General features: G+C 63.5%; 21 protein-coding genes. 8 read left to right on the top strand and 13 right to left on the bottom strand.

What is annotated here, in order from left to right; all coding sequences use genetic code 11:
* Positions 1-77: 77 nt before the first annotated feature.
* From TSA1_RS05320 to TSA1_RS05310, 3 genes are read right to left on the bottom strand one after another with little or no spacing between them, the layout of a single operon-like run.
* Positions 78-995 carry an ABC transporter permease gene (locus tag TSA1_RS05320; RefSeq protein WP_100175425.1) on the bottom strand — a complete coding sequence of 306 codons (918 nt, stop codon included), beginning with the start codon at positions 993-995 and terminating at the stop codon, positions 78-80.
* Positions 982-2,073 carry an ABC transporter permease gene (locus TSA1_RS05315; RefSeq protein ID WP_100175424.1) on the bottom strand — a complete coding sequence of 364 codons (1,092 nt, stop codon included), beginning with the start codon at positions 2,071-2,073 and terminating at the stop codon, positions 982-984. Before TSA1_RS05315 ends, TSA1_RS05320 begins: the two co-directional genes overlap by 14 nt.
* Entirely contained in the window at positions 2,057-3,646 is a 1,590-nt protein-coding gene (locus TSA1_RS05310) for an ABC transporter ATP-binding protein (RefSeq protein ID WP_430649760.1), read from the bottom strand. The genes TSA1_RS05315 and TSA1_RS05310 overlap by 17 nt, the downstream gene beginning before the upstream one ends.
* 445 nt (positions 3,647-4,091) lie before the next feature.
* Here TSA1_RS05310 and TSA1_RS05305 point away from each other — a divergent pair, with 445 nt between their 5' ends.
* Positions 4,092-5,465, top strand: a complete 1,374-nt coding sequence (locus TSA1_RS05305; protein ID WP_100175423.1) for a hypothetical protein — start codon at positions 4,092-4,094, stop codon at positions 5,463-5,465.
* Positions 5,466-5,508: 43 nt separating this feature from the next.
* On the opposite strand, the gene TSA1_RS05300 is transcribed toward TSA1_RS05305, so the two are convergent.
* A complete protein-coding gene (locus TSA1_RS05300) occupies positions 5,509-5,730 on the bottom strand; it encodes a hypothetical protein (RefSeq protein ID WP_100175422.1) in 222 nt (73 codons plus the stop codon).
* Positions 5,731-6,078: 348 nt separating this feature from the next.
* On the opposite strand from TSA1_RS05300, the gene TSA1_RS05295 reads away from it, so the two are divergent.
* On the top strand, positions 6,079-6,261 hold the full coding sequence (locus tag TSA1_RS05295; protein ID WP_100175421.1) for a hypothetical protein: 183 nt from the start codon (positions 6,079-6,081) through the stop codon (positions 6,259-6,261).
* A gap of 19 nt (positions 6,262-6,280) precedes the next feature.
* Here TSA1_RS05295 and TSA1_RS05290 read toward each other — a convergent pair whose 3' ends face one another.
* The 3 genes from TSA1_RS05290 to TSA1_RS05280 form a co-directional block, all read right to left on the bottom strand.
* A complete protein-coding gene (locus TSA1_RS05290) occupies positions 6,281-7,657 on the bottom strand; it encodes a vWA domain-containing protein (RefSeq protein ID WP_100180981.1) in 1,377 nt (458 codons plus the stop codon).
* A 5-nt stretch (positions 7,658-7,662) separates the two neighbouring features.
* Positions 7,663-8,610 (bottom strand): AAA family ATPase, encoded by a 948-nt coding sequence (locus TSA1_RS05285; RefSeq protein WP_174718762.1) that lies wholly within the window; start codon positions 8,608-8,610, stop codon positions 7,663-7,665.
* A gap of 147 nt (positions 8,611-8,757) precedes the next feature.
* A complete protein-coding gene (locus TSA1_RS05280) occupies positions 8,758-8,958 on the bottom strand; it encodes a hypothetical protein (protein WP_100175419.1) in 201 nt (66 codons plus the stop codon).
* Positions 8,959-9,183: 225 nt separating this feature from the next.
* Between TSA1_RS05280 and TSA1_RS05275 the strand changes: the two genes are divergently transcribed.
* The gene (locus tag TSA1_RS05275; protein ID WP_097661931.1) at positions 9,184-10,158 is read left to right on the top strand and encodes a quinone oxidoreductase family protein; all 975 of its coding nucleotides are present in this window, start codon (positions 9,184-9,186) and stop codon (positions 10,156-10,158) included.
* Between the two features lie 39 nt (positions 10,159-10,197).
* On the opposite strand, the gene TSA1_RS05270 is transcribed toward TSA1_RS05275, so the two are convergent.
* Together TSA1_RS05270 and TSA1_RS05265 are read right to left on the bottom strand one after the other, a co-directional pair.
* A complete protein-coding gene (locus TSA1_RS05270; RefSeq protein WP_100180980.1) occupies positions 10,198-10,473 on the bottom strand; it encodes a hypothetical protein in 276 nt (91 codons plus the stop codon).
* A 99-nt stretch (positions 10,474-10,572) separates the two neighbouring features.
* Entirely contained in the window at positions 10,573-11,181 is a 609-nt protein-coding gene (locus tag TSA1_RS05265) for a S24 family peptidase (protein ID WP_018644790.1), read from the bottom strand.
* Positions 11,182-11,347: 166 nt separating this feature from the next.
* On the opposite strand from TSA1_RS05265, the gene TSA1_RS05260 reads away from it, so the two are divergent.
* A complete protein-coding gene (locus tag TSA1_RS05260) occupies positions 11,348-11,878 on the top strand; it encodes a GcrA family cell cycle regulator (protein WP_100175418.1) in 531 nt (176 codons plus the stop codon).
* 46 nt (positions 11,879-11,924) lie between these two features.
* Complete coding sequence (locus TSA1_RS05255) at positions 11,925-12,500, top strand: hypothetical protein (RefSeq protein WP_100175417.1); 576 nt, start codon at positions 11,925-11,927, stop codon at positions 12,498-12,500.
* 46 nt (positions 12,501-12,546) lie between these two features.
* On the opposite strand, the gene TSA1_RS05250 is transcribed toward TSA1_RS05255, so the two are convergent.
* The gene (locus TSA1_RS05250; RefSeq protein WP_100175416.1) at positions 12,547-12,903 is read right to left on the bottom strand and encodes a hypothetical protein; all 357 of its coding nucleotides are present in this window, start codon (positions 12,901-12,903) and stop codon (positions 12,547-12,549) included.
* Between the two features lie 639 nt (positions 12,904-13,542).
* Here TSA1_RS05250 and TSA1_RS39555 point away from each other — a divergent pair.
* Positions 13,543-13,728 (top strand): hypothetical protein, encoded by a 186-nt coding sequence (locus TSA1_RS39555; protein WP_174718761.1) that lies wholly within the window; start codon positions 13,543-13,545, stop codon positions 13,726-13,728.
* Between the two features lie 139 nt (positions 13,729-13,867).
* Positions 13,868-14,209, top strand: coding sequence for a phasin (locus TSA1_RS05240; RefSeq protein ID WP_100175415.1), 342 nt, complete (start codon positions 13,868-13,870; stop codon positions 14,207-14,209).
* A gap of 284 nt (positions 14,210-14,493) precedes the next feature.
* Here the strand turns inward: TSA1_RS05240 and TSA1_RS05235 are convergent, their stop codons facing one another.
* From TSA1_RS05235 to TSA1_RS05225, 3 genes are all read right to left on the bottom strand, one after another.
* Positions 14,494-14,811, bottom strand: a complete 318-nt coding sequence (locus TSA1_RS05235) for a c-type cytochrome (protein WP_100175414.1) — start codon at positions 14,809-14,811, stop codon at positions 14,494-14,496.
* Positions 14,812-15,130: 319 nt separating this feature from the next.
* Complete coding sequence (locus tag TSA1_RS05230; RefSeq protein ID WP_100175413.1) at positions 15,131-15,961, bottom strand: alpha/beta fold hydrolase; 831 nt, start codon at positions 15,959-15,961, stop codon at positions 15,131-15,133.
* Positions 15,962-16,114: 153 nt separating this feature from the next.
* A complete protein-coding gene (locus TSA1_RS05225) occupies positions 16,115-17,911 on the bottom strand; it encodes a ShlB/FhaC/HecB family hemolysin secretion/activation protein (RefSeq protein ID WP_100175412.1) in 1,797 nt (598 codons plus the stop codon).
* Between the two features lie 131 nt (positions 17,912-18,042).
* On the opposite strand from TSA1_RS05225, the gene TSA1_RS05220 reads away from it, so the two are divergent.
* Positions 18,043-19,281 carry a FecR family protein gene (locus TSA1_RS05220; protein ID WP_100175411.1) on the top strand — a complete coding sequence of 413 codons (1,239 nt, stop codon included), beginning with the start codon at positions 18,043-18,045 and terminating at the stop codon, positions 19,279-19,281.
* The last annotated feature ends 13 nt before the right edge of the window (positions 19,282-19,294 follow it).

Here is a 19,294-nt window from a genome sequence, read left to right as displayed (position 1 = left end):
CATCGATCTCCAAACATCAGGGGAAAGCCATGATCCGCAACGCGCGCGCCCCATCGCGCACGTCACAGAAATGAAATTCAGCAGTCGGGAACGAACACGGTGCCGAGTGCGGCCGGCGCGGTCGAGCCACCGCTGCGCTCGCGGGAAATCAGTACCAGGACGACGACCGTTGCGAGATAGGGCAGTGCCGACATGAACTGCGAGGGAATGCCGACGCCCCAGCCTTGGGCGTGCAACTGCAGGATCGTCACCGCGCCGAACAGATAGGCGCCGAGCACGAGCCGGCCCGGCCGCCAGGACGAGAACACCACCAGCGCCAGCGCGATCCAGCCGCGGCCCGCGGTCATGCCGGGAACGAAGAACGGCGTATAGGCGAGCGGCAGATAGGCGCCGGCAAGCCCGGCGCAGGCGCCGCCGAACATCACGGCAAAGGTGCGGATGCGCAGCACGGGATAGCCGAGCGCATGGGCAGATGCGTGATTGTCGCCGCACGCGCGCAGGATCAGCCCCGCGCGCGTGCGGTACAGGAACCACCAGACGCCGACGACGAGGGCAATGGAGACGTAGACGAAGCCATCCTCGCCGAACAGCACGCGGCCGATCAGTGGGATGTCGGTGGCGCCGGGAATGTGGAGATGCACCGCCGGCGTGATGCGTTCGCCGACGAAGCCGGCGCCGATCAGTCCGGACAGCCCGACGCCGAGGATGGTCAGCGCGAGGCCCGTGGCGACCTGGTTGACGGCAAGCCCGAGCGCCATCAACGCGAAGACCAGCGACATCAACACGCCCGCGACGATGCCGAACAGCGCGCCGATGAAGACCGACCCGCTGAGCCACGCGCCGGCGAAGCCGCAGGCCGCGCCGACGATCATCATGCCCTCGACGCCGAGATTGAGCACGCCGGATCGCTCGGTGACGAGCTCGCCGGTCGCAGCGATCAGCAGCGGCGTCGATGCGGCGAGCACCGAAAGGATGATGGCCTCAACCAGCTCCACGAGCCACCTGTCGGTTGGGGAAGACCAGCTTGAAGCGGTACAGGATCAGGGAATCGCAGGCGAGCACGTAGAACAGCAGGATGCCCTGAAAGACCTTGGTGACATCCAGCGGGATCTTCATCGCGATCTGCGCTTGTTCACCGCCGATGAAGGTCAACGCAAGGAAAAGACCCGCGACCAATATTCCGAGCGGGTTCAGCCGGCCGAGGAAAGCAACGATGATCGCCGTAAAGCCGTAACCCGGAGAGATGCCGGGCTGGAGATGGCCGATGGGACCTGCAACCTCGATGATGCCGGCGAGGCCCGCGAGCGCGCCTGATATCGCGAAGGTCAGGATGATCAGCCGGTCGGCCTTGAAGCCGCCGAACCGTGCGGCACGAGGGGCTGCGCCGACGACGCGGATCTCGAAGCCCTTGATGGTTCGTCCGAGCAGGATTGCGGCTGCGGCGACCACTAGAAGGACGATGATGGAGCCGAGATGCAGCCGGCCGCCTTCGATCAGCAGCGGGACCGTCGCGACCGGGTCGAACTCGGCCGTTGTCGGGAAGTTGAAGCCGTGCGGGTCGCGCCAGGGACCGCGCACGAGATAGTCGAGGAAGAGGTCGGCGACATAGACCAGCATCAGGCTGGTCAGGATTTCGCTGGCACCGAACTTCACCTTGCAGATCGCCGGGATCAGCGCATAGAGCGCGCCCGCAGCGGCAGCGAGGACAAGCATGGCGGGAAGTACCCAGGCGCCCGCATCGGTGCCTTGCGTTCGCACCGCGATCCAGCTTCCGGCCACCGCGCCGATCAGGAATTGGCCCTCGGCGCCGATATTCCAGGCATTGGCGAGATAGCAGAGCGACAGCCCGATGGCGATCATCACCAGTGGCGTCGCCTTCACCGCGATCTCCTGCAGCGAATAGCCGTCGGTCAAGGGCGCGATGAAATAGGCATGCAGGGCGAGCAGCGGATTCTTGCCGAGGATCGCGAACAGGATAACCATGGTCACGATCGTGAGGCCGACCGCGATCAGAGGCGAGACCAGTGCGATCGTTCCGGAGCGCTCGGCGCGCTTCTCAAGCACCAGCTGCATACGCGGCCTCCTGCGGCTCCAGACTGCTGCCGCCCATGAGAAGACCGATCTTTTCGCGCGTCGCCTCGCTGGTCGCGAGTGGCGCCGACAACCGGCCGTGGAACATCACGGCGATACGGTCGGCGATCTCCGCGAGCTCGTCGAGGTCCTGGCTGGTGACGAGGACTGCGGCGCCTGCGGCCGCGAGATCAAGCAGCGCCTGACGAATGACGGCAGCGGCGCCGGCATCGACGCCCCAGGTCGGCTGACTGACAACCAGCACCGCGGGATTGCGCAAAATCTCGCGTCCCACGATGAATTTCTGCAGATTGCCGCCGGAGAGCGATGCGGCTTCCGGATCGCGCTTGGCCTTGCGCACGTCGAACGTCTCGGTCGCGATGTCGACGGTCTTCAGCGCGGCGGCGGTATTGATGAAGCCGCGATGGACCATGCCGCTCGCGGCATGTCCGGTCAGCAGCGCATTCTCCGACAGCTTCATGCGCGGCGCGGTGGCATGGCCGAGCCGCTCCTCGGGAACGAACGCCGCGCCCAGCCTGCGTCGTTGCGTGATGGAGAGGTGACCGGCGGGGGTGCCTTCGATCACCACCGTGGCCGGCTGCTTCGACAAGCGTTCTCCGGACAGCGCGGCGAACAATTCGTCCTGGCCGTTGCCGGCGACGCCGGCGATACCGAGGATCTCGCCGCCCCTCAGCTCGAACGAGATGTGATCGAGCCGCACGCCGTGCGCCTCGCCAGGTGCGAGCGAAAGATCGTTGACGACGAGCCGTGGCGCGGTGGTCGTCCGGCCGGACGCCGCCTTGACCTCCCTGATCTCACCGCCGACCATCATGCGCGCGAGTGAGGCTGCGGTCTCGCGCCGGGGATTGCAGGTCTCGACCTTCCTGCCGCCGCGCAGGATCGTGGCGGTGTCGCAGAGACGCTTCACCTCCTCGAGCTTGTGGCTGATGTAGAGGATGGCGCGGCCTTCGGCCTTGAGACGCTCCAGCACGATGAAGAGCTGGTCGGCTTCCTGCGGCGTCAGGACGGCGGTGGGCTCGTCCAGGATCAGGAATTTCGGGTCCTGCATCAAGGCGCGGACGATCTCGATGCGCTGGCGCTCGCCGACCGACAATTGCCAGACCTCGCGCCGGGGATCGAGCGGGAGGCCGTAGGCCTTCGACACCAGCGCAAGTCGCGCCGACATGTCCTTGAAGGACTCGTTGCCGTCGAGGCCGAGCGCAACGTTCTCCGCGACGGTGAGATTGTCGAACAGCGAGAAGTGCTGGAACACCATGCCGATGCCGCGCTTGCGCGCGTCCGCAGGGCCGGACAGCACGACAGGCCGCCCCTGCCAATGGATCTCGCCGGCGCTGGGCTGGACCAGGCCGTAAATGGCCTTGACCAGCGTCGACTTGCCGGCGCCGTTCTCGCCGAGCACGGCATGGATCTCGCCGGGCCAGATATCGATGTCGATGGAATCGTTGGCGAGGAAATCGCCATAACGCTTGGTGAGCCCGATCGTCCGCAGCAGCGGGGTCTCGCCGGAATTCAGGCCGTCAGGTGTCGAATCCAACATTCGCAGATGCGCTTGCATGGTGAATTGCCCCAATAGTGGGCTAGTTTGAACCCCGGCGTAAGGTGTGAAAATGCGTCATCCCTTGCTCAACGCTTCGGCGGGCGGGCGGTGCCTGCGGCGGGGTGGTCCGGCTCGCGTCCGCGCGCACTGCAGGGTCCCTCGCGCAAGGCTGGGATCGCGCCTTTTGTAGATTTGTGGCGGGTCAAGTCAAATTGGGGGGCGGCTGACCACGCCGGCCGCCGTCGCTGCCGCCCCGTTCCTAACCGATTGAAAAATATTGCGTATGTGGGCCGCTTAGATGATGGCTGCTGCGGTCCGGAGAAAGAGGGCTCCCATCGAGATGGGGGCGCCAAGATCGTTCCAAAGGCGTCGCTCGGCGAAGGGATCGCACGTCATCTGAACGAAATACGAATCAGCCATGTTTCGGATGGTGGCCGCACCATTGGAGTGATCCTGGCCGCACATGAATAGCGATATCTCGTTGTCTTCAGAACGCGGAAACCGATTCTACCAAGGCACAGCCGCCACGCTTGTCGCCAACGCCCTTCAGGCGGTGAATTTTCTCGGAGATCGCTTCCTGAGAAAATTGCCTCATTCGTTGTCGGCCATCGAGGACCTTTACCGGCACGCGATGGACAGCGCCTTCTCCGCGACGGAACCCTTCCTCGTCACGGGGGCACCCCACGCATCCGCCTATTATCCCCGTGACTTCGCTTGGTTCTATCCTGATGTCCTCGCGCCCGAAACCATCATGGATGCGCAGGATGCGGTGCGGCGGGCTCGGCTGCTCGACAAGAGCGTCCGCTTGTTGCTGGAGGCGGTTCGCGCCGGCGTCGTCACGACGACCATCGTTCCGGCAGGGCGAGGACGGTATCTCGGCGTGAATTACTTCTCGCCTCCGTCGGATACGCTGCTCGGCATCATTGCCGGCTTGCAGCAGATGATCTCGGCTGACGAGAGGGCGCCGTCCTATCTGGCGATGTCGCAATGCGCACATGCTGGCCGTCTATTGCTTGCTGAATATGGCGGTGACCTGAAGCGCGCGACCCTCAAGCTTGCAAGTGAGCTCGAGCCGTTCGAGCATGACGGCACCGGGTACTTATTGTGTGACGCAAGTGGCCCCCGCTCCGCTGCGACGGATACCCGCGCCGAACGCAGGCGTTTCGTGACCAATGCTTGCGTCTACACGACGTTCGTGTGGAGCGTGCAGCTCGGGATCGTCGACGAGAACGAGCTGAAGCGGCTGCTCGGGCGCGATCTCGCGCAGTACAAGAAGGACCTGCTCCATCTGTTCGGCGGGGACGGCTTCATCAGGCATTCCCTGGATGGTCCGAAGGGCCCGTCGGCCTCTGCGGTCGCGCTGGACTTCGTGAGCGTGCATCGCGGCTTCTGGGATCTGAACGATGCGAGCGAGCGGGCATTGTTCGCGGCCACAGCGGATCTGATCATCGCGGAGCCGCGCTTTCGCATCCCCAGCACGTTTCACTTCCTGGTATCCGCGGATAATCCACGCAACAAGATGATCCACAAGATCGCGGCGCCTGCCTATCAGGGCCGTTCCTCCTGGCCGACGTTCAACGTCGAGTTCGCCGATCGCATGCTGGACTATGATGAGTTCTCGGCGAGCGATACCTACCGTTCCTGCGCCCAGGGAATATTGAAGGACATTCGGACCGCGACAGAGCTGCATGGCGGATATCCAGAGCTGATCTCCGAGCAGGGTCTGAAATATCGCACCTGGGCCTATCAGGGTGCGGTGGCCCACTCCTGGTTTCCGCGTTTCCTGTCGGTCTGGCGAAGGGCGTATGGATCGCCGCTCCTGAAGTGGGATGACTGACCTGCGGGCCGCGATGCCGGCGGAGACAATCGGCGCAAACCTGTCACGCCACGAGATCGAGCAGCCGGCACGATCCGCGTACGAGCACCTTGCGTCCGGCTGGCGTCATCACAGGCACGCCATCATTGATGACGACGAGGCCGAGCGCGACGAGGCCATCGATGAGATAGGGCTTCGAGAGACGACCATTCGACGGCGCGTTGCGAAGTGTGCGCAGCGCTTCCCACTGGTCCGGGGCAAGTTCGAAGTCGAAATCGTTGCTCATGTTGCCTCAAGCGATCGTACCGTTCGCGCCTCTGTTAGCGACGCTGCATGAAGACCATGCGACGACAATGAGTCGGGAATTCGGTGAGCTGTTTAGAACGTCTCTTCACGAATTGCCGCACTTCGTTGCGACACGAGAAATAGATCCCTCAATCAAGAAATTCGTCCGCGTGCCTCGATCACTAATTGATGATCTGTAGTTGATGCTGCGCTGCAAGTTACCGCAGTGCACGGGAAGTATCGCTGTCCCATCATGCGACGGGTTGGGCGCGAAATCATGAGGCCGGAAATCCGGGTTTCTGTTAATTTGATTCGCGGGGAATGACTTCACGCGGCAGGAGTGGAGTGCATGAACAGGTTGGTCGAAATTCGCAGTCAGGAATCCCTGTGCCGAGAGCGTGCGGCGCTCGATTTCGATCGCCGGATCTTCTGGCTCGCGCAGGCCGAAGAATGGGAGCAGCGCGCGCTCGACGAAATCGCCTATCACTTCCGGGAGTGCAACGGAGGACAAGCGGAACTCGTACGAAACTGAGATCGGCCGCGAGCGAGGCCTACTGATAAGTCGCCACAATGTCGGACACGGCGCGCTCGAGCTGTTGCGCGGTGGCGCATTGGCGCACGACGGTACAGAACGTCGCATAGCGCGGCATCTCGGAATCGCCAAAGCCCCAGGCGAGCCGTCCTTCCGGATTGAGCCAGACCAGTCGCTTGGAGCGCTCGGAGATGCGGCGCAGAATATCGGCGCGCGGGTCCAGATTATTGCTGCGGGCATCGCCGAGCATGATCACCGTGGTCCGCGGCGTCAGCGTGCTCATGAAGTCCTTCTCGAAATCGACCAGCGAGGAGCCGTAGTCGGATGAACCGAAGCCGACCTTGGACATGATCTCGGCCATCGCCTCTTCCGGCGAATTCTTCTCCAGAATTTCACTGACCTCGATCAGGTGCGAGGAGAAGGCAAAGGAGCGGACGTCGTCGACCACCTCGTGCAACGAGTGGATCAGCAGCAGGAAGAAATCGGAGACCTGGGCGACCGAACCGGAGACGTCGCAGATCGCGACGATCTTCGGCCGCTCGCGATGCTTGCGCTTCCAGGCGGTCAGGAAGGGCACGCCGCCCCAGGCGGCGTTGCGGCGGAGCGTGCGGCGCACGTCGAGATGGCCGCGGCGCTGACGCTTGCGCGGCTTGGAATAGCGCTCACGCAGACGGCGAGCGATCTGGCGGATGAGGGCGTGCATCTCGGCGACCTGACGCCGTTCGATGCGTGCGAGCGGCGCGTTGCGCAGGATCTCGTTACGAAGGTTCTCGGCCTCCTCGCGGGCATAGAGCGCAAGCCCCTGCGAGACCGTGTCGCGCACCGCCTCGCGCAACGCGTCGAGCGCGGCGCGCAGACGCTCGGCCAGCGCGGGATTGGTCGCAGTGAGCTCGTCGAGATCGTCGCGCAGGCGTTGAAGGCCCATGGCATCGAGAATGCGGCTGGAGAAGATGCCGCGCTGGGTGGAGTAGCGGATATCGGACAGGGAGGCCGCGCCGGAGGCGCTGGCGATGGCGGCTGCGATCGCGTTGCGGTCCTGCGACAGCAGCATCTGCGCGAGCGGACCCAAGCCCTCGGGGGGCTGAGCTTCACCCGCCTCGCGGGCCGAGCCGGAGGAGGGCGGCTGATCCTCGCCTTGCGCGGCGTCGTCGTTGGCGGCTTCAGGCTGATCCTGCCGCGGCTCGGGCTGGCTGAAGAACAAGTCAAAGCAGTCGCCGAGCGCGAGCTTCTCGTCCTGCGACTTGGCGAGCGTCAGCAGCAGCGCGTCGCGCAGGACAGCACGGTCGGAGATACCGACCTTCGCGACCGCGCGCATCGCATCGATGCTCTCGGCAGGCGAAACGTGGACGCCGACGCCCCGCGCCGCCCGAAAGAAACGATGGAGGTTCTCGCGCATCGGCGTCAACCGAAGACGTTGGACCGGGCCGCCTTGGCAATGAAGGTCGTCACCTGCGGCGATGCGGCCTCGATGTCGGCTTCGTATTTCAGGAGCACGTTGAGCGTGTCCTTGACGATATCGGTGTCGAGCTCGGTGGCCTGGAGCAGCACCAGCACGCGCGCCCAGTCGATGGTCTCGCTGACCGAGGGCAGCTTCTTCAGATCCAGCGAGCGGATCTCGTGGATGAAGCCGACCATCTGCCGGCGCAGCGTCTGAGAGATGCCGGGTACACGGCTTTCGACGATGCGCTCCTCGAGCCGTTGCTCGGGGAAGCCGATGTGCAGATGCAGGCAGCGCCGCTTCAGGGCATCGCCCAGGTCGCGCTCGCTGTTGGAGGTGAGGATCACGGTCGGCGGCGTGATCGCCGAAACCGTGCCGAGCTCGGGGATCGTGACCTGGAAGTCGGAGAGGATTTCCAGCAGAAGCGATTCGAATTCCGCGTCCGACTTGTCGATCTCGTCAATCAGCAGCACGCAGCCGCCCGGCTGCTCCAGCGCCTGGAGCAGTGGGCGCGGCTCGACGAACTCCTTGGAGAAGAACACGTCGCCGAAATCGTGCAGCTGGTCGAGCGCGGCATGCAGCGTCTGAGCGCCGCCGAGGACCTCGCCGAGCTTGTCCTTCAGGATCTGCGTGTAGAGAAGCTGCTTGGCGTATTTCCACTCGTAGAGCGCCTTGGCCTCGTCGAGGCCTTCATAGCATTGCAGGCGGATCATCTTCATGCCGCGCCAGGCCGCGATCGCCTTGGCAAGCTCGGTCTTGCCGACGCCCGCCGGCCCCTCGACCAGGATCGGCTTCTCGATCTGCTGAGACAAATAAACGGCGGTCGCGATCTGCCGGCTCGCGATGTAGCCCTGCGCGGCGAGGCCGCTCTCCACTGCCTCGATCGACGTCGAGGCCTTCTGATCAGCCACGAAAGGGCGCTCCCAAAGGTCTTGCTTGAGGCTTGTTCTGCCTGCGTTCCCCGCAAAGAACAAGCCTCGTTTGGGAGGCATCAGATCCGCGTGAACGGCGCTTTTTCCGCTGAGCGCAAATAGTTGAGCGCCTCGCCGTTCGCGGGGTCAGTGCCGCAGCAGCTCCGGCTTGCGGATGGTCTGCCGGAGCTCGGCGCCGCAGTCGGCGCATTCATAGACGAAATCGATTCTGGCGAGGCTCCAGTGCGGCTCGACCTCGCGCACATACATCGGCAAGAACCCCATGCAGGTGGGGCAATTCACGGGCGCGATTTCGACATCCTGATGATGCTGTACATAAGCTGGCATCTCGGTTCTCCCTCGCAGGCGACCACCAAACCCCGCGCAGAAGCTACTGCCAGCCGATCCAAGCGCGTCATCAACTTTTTCGAACGGAGATGGAACGACGGACGTTTGTCGCTCGCTGTGACATTCTTGTTACGTGTCTGTACTGTAACGGGCGGACAGAATGCCTATTTCTGCGGCCAATCCGACTTTTTCGGACCCTCATCCAACGAAAAGGGAGTAACGCCCATGACGCATGCCATTCGTTTTCACAAGACCGGCGGTCCTGAAGTCCTCGTCTGGGAGGAAGTCAGTGTCGGCAAGCCCGGACCGGGCGAGGCGCGCATCCGCCACACCGCCGTCGGTCTCAACTTCGTCGACATCTACAACCGCTCGGGCCTTTATCCGGCGCAATTGCCGAGCGGACTGGGCAGCGAGGCGGCCGGCGTCGTCGAGGAAGTCGGGTCCGGCGTTACCGATCTGAAGCCGGGCGATCGTGTCGCTTATGGCGCCTCGCCGCTCGGTGCCTATTCCGAGGCGCGGCTGATTCCTGCGGACCGCCTGCTGAAGTTGCCCGATGGCGTCGACGACAAGACCGCGGCGGCGATGATGCTGAAGGGGCTGACGACGCAATATCTGATCCGGCAGACCTATCGGGTGAAGGCCGGCGACACCATCCTGCTCCATGCCGCAGCCGGCGGCGTCGGCCTGATCCTCAGTCAGTGGGCCAAGCATCTCGGCGCGACCGTGATCGGCACGGTCAGCAGCGACGAGAAGGCCAAGCTCGCCAAGGCGCACGGCTGCGACCATGTCATCATCTACACGCGCGAGGACTTCGTGAAGCGCGTCGACGAGATTACCGGGGGCAAGAAGGTGCCGGTGGTTTACGACTCCGTCGGCAAGGATACGTTCCTGAAGTCGCTGGACTGCCTCGCGCCGCTCGGCGTTGCCGCGCTGTTTGGTCAATCCTCCGGCGCGGTCGAGCCGCTCAATCTCGGCCTGCTGGCCCAGAAGGGTTCGCTCTACGTCACCCGGCCGACGCTGTTCACCTACGCCGCCAAGCGCGAGAACCTCGTTGCGATGGCGAACGAACTGTTCGACGTCGTCAAGTCCGGTGCGGTCAAGATCGAGGTGCACCAGACCTATCCCTTGAGGGATGCCGCCCGGGCGCATGCCGATCTCGCCGCACGCAAGACCACAGGATCGACCGTGCTCACGGTGTGATCCTTGATTAGCGGTGGCGCAGGTCGGTAAAAGCCTGCGTCACGTTCGTTCGTGCTTGCTCAGGTCGCGGGCGTGATCAAGGCGGATTGCCTGGAGATCGACCTCGTCGGGGGCGATCATGGGAAGGGCCGCCTCGGCCAGGATGGCCTCGGTGACGTCCTCGACCGAATTCTCCGCGATCTCGTGGATGAACGAGATGTTCTGGTATTCGCCCGAGGCGATCCGGGAGACGACCTGGCGCCGGGTGATTTCTGGATCGACGACAGCCTCGCGGCCGCGCCGTCCATAGTCGATCATCACGACGAAATACTGCATGAAACGATCCTGCCGCGCGCCCGTCACCGGGAACGCGGCAGAGTATTTCTGAAAATCAGAATAAAGTCAAGAGCGATTTCCGAATAGCGGAAGTCGTCGTCACTTGCCCTTCTTGCGCGGACGCGCCGACTTGGCACGCAGCCGCTCGAGCTGGCCCTTGGGCATGGACAGGCAGATCTCGCCGACCCAGTCCAGCTTGACGCCGACGATCGGCTTGGCGTTGAAGCTGGTGAGATTGACGACGGACGGGCTCTTGCCCCGCTCGATGGTCTTCAAATAGCGCTCGCCGGTCTTGAGCCGGACCACGGCCTCCTCGCCGTAGAAGCTCGACAGCGGATGGCGCTGGTCCTTGTAGACCACGATCACGTCGCCGCTTTCGTATTTGGGCAGCATCGAATCGCCCACGATCTCGAATGCGACGGTTTCTTCCATGATCGGGAAGGGCAGTGCGATGTCGCCGAGCCCCTCCGGCGGAACCTGCTCGTAATCCGGCTCGATCACGGCACCGGCGCCGACGCGGCCCATGATCGGTGCGAGATTGAGCTCGAGATATTCCATGATCGGAATGATCTCCGAAGCCTTCACCAGACGCTCGCCGCCGAGGATCTCCGAGACCGCGCCGGGCCGCACGCCCATGGCCGCCGCGAGGCCGCCCTTGCTCTTGCCCGTCTTTTCCAGGCCCCGCTCGATCATTGCAACGTCCAACATGGTGATTCCCTCGTTTGCGCACCGACTTGCCTCTTGTAATCCGAAATTCGGAATTGATGCAATTATGAATATCAGAATTATCGCTTGACTTAATCTTCGGAATACCGGAAGATGCGTCTCGCCATCCGGTCGTGCGATCGGAGGAGGCGCATCACAGGACAGCATCATGGAACCGGGCCATTGGCCGTCGGAGCATTCCGACGCGCTGCGCGACTATTTTCGCAAGGGCATGTCTTATGCGGAGATCGCAAGACAGATTAACGCAAGGTTTGGAACGGCTTACACGCGCAGCGCGGTGATCGGCCGCGCCAAGCGGCTCGGGCTCGTCATACCGGAATGGATCACGAGCCCATCGCTCGCGCCCTATTTGCCGGGCGAGGCTCCGGTTTCGCCGCGCCGGGCGGTGTTGCCGAACCTGAATTTGCCGCCGAAATCCGCAATGAGGCCTGCGGCGCAAGTGAAGCTCCGCTGCGTCGGCGTTCAGCCGCGCCTGCTGCAACTGGTCGCGCTCGGGCCGGCCGACTGCCGCTATCCCTATGGCGGCGACAAGGACGGGGAGGAGATCGCCTTCTGCGGTCATCCCTGCCGGCCGGGCTCCAGCTATTGCGCACCGCATGCGCGCCTGACACGCCGCTCCGGTGCTGCGTCCGCCCGCGTCCCGGGTCCTGTCGTGCTGAGGCTGGTCTCTGCGGCCTGATCTCGTGCGACCCGTCCAATCGTCAATTTCGCAAAGGAGCATCCGTTTGGCACGCGTCCGACGCAACAAGTCCTACAAACTGGCCAAGATCTACGACAGGCGGTCACGCGAACTGCCGTTCAATGCCGACGTGACGGAGGTCGAGGTCGACAATCCGCTGGCGCTGGATTCCGGTGAGAAGATCCTGGCCATCCGGTCGATCCGTGGCGATCCTCTCGGCCGGCTGCGCGCCCACCATCAGATCGACGAGGCGCAATACCTCGGCGGACGCGCCTTCCAGAACGATTGGGAAAGGGCGGAGCGGGGGCCTCAAGCGATGGACCCGACGAGGGAATATGTCGATGGCGCGCGTACGCGCGAACCGGTCACCGAGAGCCAGCGCCAGGCGGTGCTGCGGCTGAACCGGGTCGAGCGCGAACTTGGCACCGACGGCGCCGCGCTGGTGCACGACGTGCTGATACTGGGCCTGACCATGGATCAGATCGCCGTGCGCCGCGCCGTCCGGACGCAGCGCTGGAACGATTATTTTGCGCGGCGCTTTCGCGAATGCCTGGACCGGCTGGCGCTGGTCTACGGCTTCGCGACGGCAACGGGGGCGCAGCGGGCGGAGCGGCGCGGATGATGACGGTACGCCGGCGGCCATCGCCGCCGGCGTGTCAGCCGGTTGCTCAGGGATGCGGCACGATCTGGTAAGGCGTCGTGTAGGGCTCGACGCGGAGCGAGGCGTTGGCCAGAAGCCCGATCTTGGCGGTCGGGGCCTGCTGAAGTTCGCCATTCGGGCCACGATGCACGTTGTATTGCCAGACCGTGAGATCGCCCTTCTGCGCGAGCGCGTGCGCGACCGCGCTCGCATCATTGCCGCCGAGCCCCTGGAGCTCTTCCGCCGATAGTCCGACGACGATTTCGTCCTTGACGGTGATGATCTTGAAAAGGTTCATCCTGGTCTCCTGCGCCCATGCGCCTTGTATCGAGAGGGTGAAAAGCGCGACCGCGGCGCCCTTGATGAGATCGCAGCGAGAAAGCATGCCGTCGTCCTTTAGTGCTGAGGCGCGCCCGAATCGAAGAGTTTTCAGCCATGGCGCCCGTTGTCTGCGTGGCCGTGTCGCAACGGCTTGGTCGCTCGCTCATGGACAAGGGTTCATGAGTGGAAACATTTTCGGATTGGCCGCGGCCGCGCCGGAATCAGGGCGCTGGAGAGACCGGCTCCGGGGGCGATGCATTTCGGCGTCGATACAACCGCTGAAGTCTGACGCAACAAATGCGTGTATGCGCTGGTGAAGCCCAATTCGTCGCCAACGTCCGTTCATATCGGAAATAGGTAGAAACGTTGTGCCGATTGACAGCGATCGGGGCTCTGTGTGTGATGATGACGCTTCTTGACGCAGGTGGGTGACGGCGGTCGATATTCCTGTTATCCGGAATTGCCGTGGTGCGATGCCGACGAAGCATCGCTCAATCAACGGTTGGACTTGCCGGACCAGTTGTTGCTTGGCATAATTGCAACCCTACGGTTGAGCCCGTCGTTTGGACATTCGTTCAGCGTGCCAGCCGGCCGGGGCCACCCGGCCGAGAGTTCGCCGCCATAGGGCCCCCGGTGTGGCGTCTTGTTGTGGCGTTCGGTTCTCGAGTGGATCACGAAGGCCGATGCTTGTCATAGGTGCGAGATGAAGAACGTCAATTTCGCGGCTGAACTGCACCTCAAGCTCGGCGCGCCCGCGAGCGGCACGGTCGAAAGTCTGCGCCTGCTCCGCGCGTTCCTGAAGCTCGCGCCTCGACAGCGTTTCGAGGTCATCAAGCTGGTCGAAGACCTCGCCACCGAAGAAGCTCTTCCCGAGCACCCGTTGTCCTGAGCCGGCCGCGCGGCCTCACGTCCTCATCTTCCGTTCTCCTGCCGGAGCCGGAGCGCCGGCGAGGTTTCCCCGACGTTGGCCGCTGGAAGGCGATCCGGCAAGTGTGGTATTCAGTCGGGAAAACGGGAGGAGTGCGACCATGATCGAACCGAAGCTCGAAGTTCCGGCCGAACTGCGCGACCTGGCCGAGAAGACGATTGACCAGGCCGAAAAGGCATTCGGCATGTTTTTCGAAGCCGCCAGCAAGTCGATGTCGACCGTTCCGGGCGCGGGGACGGAGGTGTCGAAGCAGGCGCTGATTTTCACCGAGCAGAATATGAAGTCGGCGTTCGAGCACGCGCGCAAGCTGGTTCATGCCACCGACCTTCAGGAAGCGATGCGAATCCAGTCCGATTTCCTGCGTAGCCAGTTCACCAGCGCGGGAGATCACATGCGCCAGATGACGGGCAGTCTCATGCAACCGGGCAAGGGCAAGTCCTGATTCGCGGCCGGCGCACGGCGTGGAGATCCGAACTCTGATGCTGGCGCAGATCCATGACGGGCCACCGAATGAGCTCATTCGCCATCCGTCATCTCTTCTGCTGATCCCTGTCGGTCCTCCGGCAGGGATTTGCATCATGCAGGTGCTGTGCCCGGCGCGCGACTAACGCGCGATGAGATTTGGATGAACCGTCATCTTGCTCTGGGTTGTTGTTTGCGCATGATCGTTCCGGAAAACCGGTTCGCACTTTGCGCTAACGCGGCCCTTCGGGTCCGGATCATGCTTTAACGCAGCGTCGCGATGTAAGCCGCGATGTCGCCGGCTTCGGTCCGGCTCAAGGGGAAATTCGGCATCTTCGGGTGCGGATCGAGCAGGAAGAAGGCGAGCCTCTCCGGACTGAAGTCCGGCTTGCGCGCCACGGAGGCGAAGGAGGGGACGTCGGCGCTCGCCTGGGTCTGGCCGTTCGCAACGACATGGCAGCTTGCGCACCAGCGCTTGGCGAGGTCGGCACCGTGATCGGCATCGGCTGCGAGTGCGGACGAGGAGCCGACGCCGGAGGCTGCGGCAAGCAGCAGGCAGATTCGTCTCAAATGCTGGCGCATAGGGTAACCTTCATGCATTCGTTGCGGCCGCATGCCTATCCGCAGCACGATCCTGGAAATTGCGAAAGATCGATGCGAGCGATGATCGACCGCAGCAGTTTGCGAGCCGAACGATAGAGATGCCGTAAGAGTGCCGGCATTCTCGCCGCGGGCAGACCAAGATGTCTTATATCAAGGCTTCTGGTGTCAAGACGCCTCGTGTCGAAACCCTTCGTATCAAGACTTTCGATATAATGGGACACGTGTCTCTCCGAGGCCATAGGAGATTTATATCCTGCCGCCCCGGAGCCGCCTTGATCTGCCGCAAAGCGAATATCGGCTAATAATCGCCCGGATTCATGATCATCGGGCTTTTCGTGTCGGCCGGCGCCAGCGCGCTACTGGCGCTGTCGCGCAGGAAGCGGTCGAGTGTTTCCTGGATCTTCTCCTTGACCGAGTTGGGGCCGCGATCGCTCATTTCCGTGTGCTGGGCGCCGGTGTGGACGATGTCGATACCGCGCGCCTTGGCCTCTTCCGGCGTCGGCAGCACGCCGGGATCGGTCACGAAATGCGGGTCCTTCGACCGGAACGACAGGATCTTCATGCCGTCGCTGCGCACGAAGGGGACCCGCAGATTGTCGAGCGTGATCACCTTCGACACCAGCTCCGGGTGCTGATGGGCGACATACATGGAGACATCGCCGCCGTTGGAGTGACCGACGAGGGTGATGTGGCCGTAGTCGACGTTCTCCTGCTGTTTCCGCAACTGGTCCAGCACGAACAGGATGTTGGCCTCGCAGCGGATATAGACCTCGCGCCGGCCGACATATTGCTGACCGACATGGGTCATCAGCGGCGGGTCGCTCGGCAGGTCCTGCTGGATGCTGGCAACGAGATAACCGCGCGCGGCGAGCACGTTGGCCAGGAAGGAATATTCGGTGGCCTTGACGGTGTTGCCATTGCTGATGACGGCGAGCGGAAGTTTCCACAGGCCGAGATTGGCCTTGGTCTCGTAATCCCGCCGCACCGCCAACTCGACTGAAATCGGTCGCTGCCGCGAGGCGTCGAATAGCGCCAAGGTCTCGTGGCGGATCGCGAACCGGCTTATGAGGAAATACTCCCCGACGCCGAGGACACAAAGAAACGCCAGGATTGCAGGCACCCTCTTCATGGCTGGTCTCAAATCACGTTTGTCTGAACATGGTCATTGGGAACTCCCGGATCGAGCGATCGTGAGCAGGTTACGGGATTAAATTTAGGCAAGTCTGTGAGCAAGCCCGCAGGAGCCCCGGGCCCAAGCGACTTGCGCAAACGACCGGGGGGACTAGAGGCAGCCCGACCTGCCGCGTTCGGGGCATAGCCGGAACGCGCTCGACAACGTGAACAGGAAGCGGGGGCTGCGGCGCTCGTTGTCCGGCGCCCGGTAGCTCAGGGGCACCGCTACGCCGAGATCGGCCTGGAGATCGTCCGGCAGGAAGAAGCGCACGCCGGCTCCGACCGAAGTGAGTGACAGGCCGTCGCTCAGTCGATAGCCGTCGTTCCAGACGGCGCCGGCGTCGCCGAAGGCGTAGAGCTGATAGCCGGTCCAGTAGCGGAAATTGAGCTTCTGGTCGAAGCGCAGTTCAAGCGAGCCGGCAAGGCCGTTGTCGCCGCTGATCTCGGCTGCGCCATAGCCGCGGCCGAAGGCCATGCCGCCGAGATAGAATTGCTGCGAGGTGAACAAGGGCCGCGACGCGGTCTGGCTCGCCGCAGCGAGCTTGAGCGACCAGGCATCGTTGATCGTCTGGTAACGCGTGAACCAGAGATTCAGCACCGAGAAGTTCGAGGAGGCGCCGTCGCGCGACAACAGATCGTCGTCGAAATGCGAAGCGCCGAAGACGTCGAGGCCCTGGCGATAGGTCAGCGTCGCGAAACTGGTGCCGCCGAAGGAATCCTGCAGGCGATAGTCGGCGGTCAGGCTCGCCGTCCTGATGTGGTCGTTGTACCAGGGGCCGTAAAGGTCGTGCTCGGATACATTGCTGAAGGTCGTCGCCGCAGTCAGCGTGAGCGTGGAGGATTGCGATTGCAGCGGAACGATGCTGGCACGCAGTTCGAAGGCCTCGGTCGTCGTGATGTCGCTGTCGAGGCGGCGGAGATCGCCCGGCCTGACCGCGCTGTAGAGCACGGAGGCACCGAGGCGCACGCCGTCGACGCCGACGGGCGTGTCATAGGACAGGCGCGCAAAGCCGAGCTGGCGAGGATCGTTGGCAATGGTCGACAGGTTGACCGCCAGCGTGTCTCCGGGTGCGAGGTAGGAGTTGAACGCGCCGGTGGCGTAGGTCTGCCACGGTCCGACCGAGGATGATCCGAGATTGTCCAGGCCGAACGAGGAGAAGACGTGCCATGTCTTCAAGGAGAGGATGAGACGGAATCGGCCAGAGGTGCCGCCGATCTCCTCCAGAGCGCTATCGGTGATCCGAACGCCCGGCCTGCCGTTGATGAGGAAGAGTTGGCGTTCGAGCGTCGGAAGGCGCGACGGTTGCTCCGCCAGAACCGGCCCCAGCATCGGCCTGACGCCGAACTGTTCGGCGCCGTCGCCTTTCAGCTCGACCTGCACGATGGCGCCTTCGATCACCTGGATCCGGACCTGGCCGTCGGCAATGTCCTGCGGCGGCACGATCGCCCGGCTCAGATGGAAACCGTCGGCGCGGTAGAGATCGCTGATCGAACCGGCGATCCCGGCGAGATCCGCCTGCGAGACCTTCTTGCCGAGATAGGGTTGATAGACCGCGGCAATGCGATCGCGGGAGATGGCGTGGGCGCCGCTGACGCTGACGCCGCGCAGCACGAATTGCGGCTTGGTATCGCCACCGGTGTTGGGCTGGCCGACCGTCGGCAGCCTGACCGGCGGCCGGCTCAGCGTTTCCCGCTCGGTTTGGTTTTCAAAATATTTCTCGGGCTGGCGCGGATCGAATCCGGGTTGGTTGGCCTGTTGGGCGAGCGCCTCGGAAACTCCGATGAATATCGGTAGCAATACTGTCAGCGCGGTAACGAGATGCCGCTTCCCAACGCGCGCAGCGGGGCCTTCCCCGTAATTCCACGGAGAAATTGCCATGCGGCGGTAAGGCTTCGTTAGGTGCATGATTTTTCATAGATTTTTATGGTCAATGATTGGTTAATCCGGTCCCGCCGCTGGTCGCTTCCCGCTAATTCTATCTTGAGTGATTTCGGATACCCCTCAGGCCTGGCTGTCACGCGGACTGAGGGATCGTCATGTTCAGCAAGATTGGAATGCGGTGCGCCTTGTTGGCCGCGCTGATCCTGGGAACGGCCTCCGGCGCATCTGCCGCCGATGACGGGGCCTGGTCGGTCAGCAAGTCGTCGGGCGAGGTCTGGCTGGCAACGAACGGCGCGCAGCAGGTGTCGTTGAGCCAGGAAGGGACACTGAAACCGGGCGATACCATTCGTACCGGGCGCAATGGACGTGTCCTGCTCGTCCGCGGCGAGGAGACGATTCTGATCTCTCCCAACTCCGTGGTCGGCTTGCCGGCCGAGAAGAAGGAGGGCCTGTCGACCACGATCATCCAGCAGGCGGGGTCGATCCTGCTCGAGGTCGAGAAGCGCAACGTCAAGCATTTCGAGGTCGAGACGCCCTATCTCGCCGCCGTGGTGAAGGGAACGCAGTTCAGCGTCACGGTGGGAGCAGGCAGCACCAAGGTCGGCGTGCTGCGCGGCCAGGTCGAGGTCTCCGACTTCAGGACGGGACAGATTGCCCAGGTCATGAAGGGGCAGGCGGCCACGGCGTTCGAGCACGGCAAGCCCGGTCTCAGCCTCAGCGGCGCCGGGTCGTTCAACGCGATCGAGCAGGGCAAGCCGCGGGCGCCGAGCATCGAGCGCATTCCCGTGCCGAAATCGGGATTGACCGCGCCGCGCAATGCGGCGAACGGCCATGCGATCCACGCGCTCGGCCCGATCGACAAGGGGAGCAAGGCGGCCGGCGCGCTGAAGCAGGTGCATCAGGCGGCAGGAAATCATGCGTCCAAGGCCGGAATCGTGCGCATCTCGAGCTCGCTCGGCGAGGTCAAGCTGAACGTCCATAAGGTCACGCGCGGACTCGCCCATGGCGCGGCGGCTGCCGGCCCGGTGCGCAACGCGAACGCCAACGCCAGCGTCCGTACCGAGACGGTCTGGAGCGACAGCAATGCGAGCACGACAGCATCCAACAGCGCCGTACAGACCGCGGTGACGACAAGCGGTGCTGCAACGGCTGGCAGCAGCAGTTCGTCGAGTGCGGCCATCGCGGCAGCGACAGCCGCGTCCTCGAGCGACAGCTCCGGCGGCAACAATGGAAACGCTGGCGGCAATGGTAATTCCGGTAACAACGGCAACGGCAACAACGGTAACGGCAACAGTGGTGCCACCGGCAACGGCAAGGGCAACAACGGTAACGGCAATGGCAATGGCGGCGGCAACGGCAGCAACGGCCATGGTCACGCCTACGGCCGACGCTGAGGCGGTTTCCTGA

It is taken from the genome of Bradyrhizobium nitroreducens (assembly GCF_002776695.1).
In the GTDB taxonomy this organism is placed as follows: Bacteria; Pseudomonadota; Alphaproteobacteria; order Rhizobiales; family Xanthobacteraceae; genus Bradyrhizobium; species Bradyrhizobium nitroreducens.
The sequence above is the reverse complement of the archived record's forward strand: the minus strand, read 5'-3'. Positions and strand labels throughout refer to the sequence as shown.

Coding starts and splice junctions, on each gene's coding strand:
- TSA1_RS05280 (WP_100175419.1), bottom strand. CDS start 8,958: ATGCCAGCTTATGTACAGCATCATCAGGATGTCGAAATCGCGCCCGTG.
- TSA1_RS05305 (WP_100175423.1), top strand. CDS start 4,092: ATGAATAGCGATATCTCGTTGTCTTCAGAACGCGGAAACCGATTCTAC.
- TSA1_RS05275 (WP_097661931.1), top strand. CDS start 9,184: ATGACGCATGCCATTCGTTTTCACAAGACCGGCGGTCCTGAAGTCCTC.
- TSA1_RS05250 (WP_100175416.1), bottom strand. CDS start 12,903: ATGCTTTCTCGCTGCGATCTCATCAAGGGCGCCGCGGTCGCGCTTTTC.
- TSA1_RS05290 (WP_100180981.1), bottom strand. CDS start 7,657: ATGCGCGAGAACCTCCATCGTTTCTTTCGGGCGGCGCGGGGCGTCGGC.
- TSA1_RS39555 (WP_174718761.1), top strand. CDS start 13,543: ATGAAGAACGTCAATTTCGCGGCTGAACTGCACCTCAAGCTCGGCGCG.
- TSA1_RS05225 (WP_100175412.1), bottom strand. CDS start 17,911: ATGCACCTAACGAAGCCTTACCGCCGCATGGCAATTTCTCCGTGGAAT.
- TSA1_RS05300 (WP_100175422.1), bottom strand. CDS start 5,730: ATGAGCAACGATTTCGACTTCGAACTTGCCCCGGACCAGTGGGAAGCG.
- TSA1_RS05265 (WP_018644790.1), bottom strand. CDS start 11,181: ATGTTGGACGTTGCAATGATCGAGCGGGGCCTGGAAAAGACGGGCAAG.
- TSA1_RS05315 (WP_100175424.1), bottom strand. CDS start 2,073: ATGCAGCTGGTGCTTGAGAAGCGCGCCGAGCGCTCCGGAACGATCGCA.
- TSA1_RS05220 (WP_100175411.1), top strand. CDS start 18,043: ATGTTCAGCAAGATTGGAATGCGGTGCGCCTTGTTGGCCGCGCTGATC.
- TSA1_RS05310 (WP_430649760.1), bottom strand. CDS start 3,646: ATGCAAGCGCATCTGCGAATGTTGGATTCGACACCTGACGGCCTGAAT.
- TSA1_RS05235 (WP_100175414.1), bottom strand. CDS start 14,811: ATGCGCCAGCATTTGAGACGAATCTGCCTGCTGCTTGCCGCAGCCTCC.
- TSA1_RS05230 (WP_100175413.1), bottom strand. CDS start 15,961: ATGAAGAGGGTGCCTGCAATCCTGGCGTTTCTTTGTGTCCTCGGCGTC.
- TSA1_RS05270 (WP_100180980.1), bottom strand. CDS start 10,473: ATGCAGTATTTCGTCGTGATGATCGACTATGGACGGCGCGGCCGCGAG.
- TSA1_RS05240 (WP_100175415.1), top strand. CDS start 13,868: ATGATCGAACCGAAGCTCGAAGTTCCGGCCGAACTGCGCGACCTGGCC.
- TSA1_RS05295 (WP_100175421.1), top strand. CDS start 6,079: ATGAACAGGTTGGTCGAAATTCGCAGTCAGGAATCCCTGTGCCGAGAG.
- TSA1_RS05260 (WP_100175418.1), top strand. CDS start 11,348: ATGGAACCGGGCCATTGGCCGTCGGAGCATTCCGACGCGCTGCGCGAC.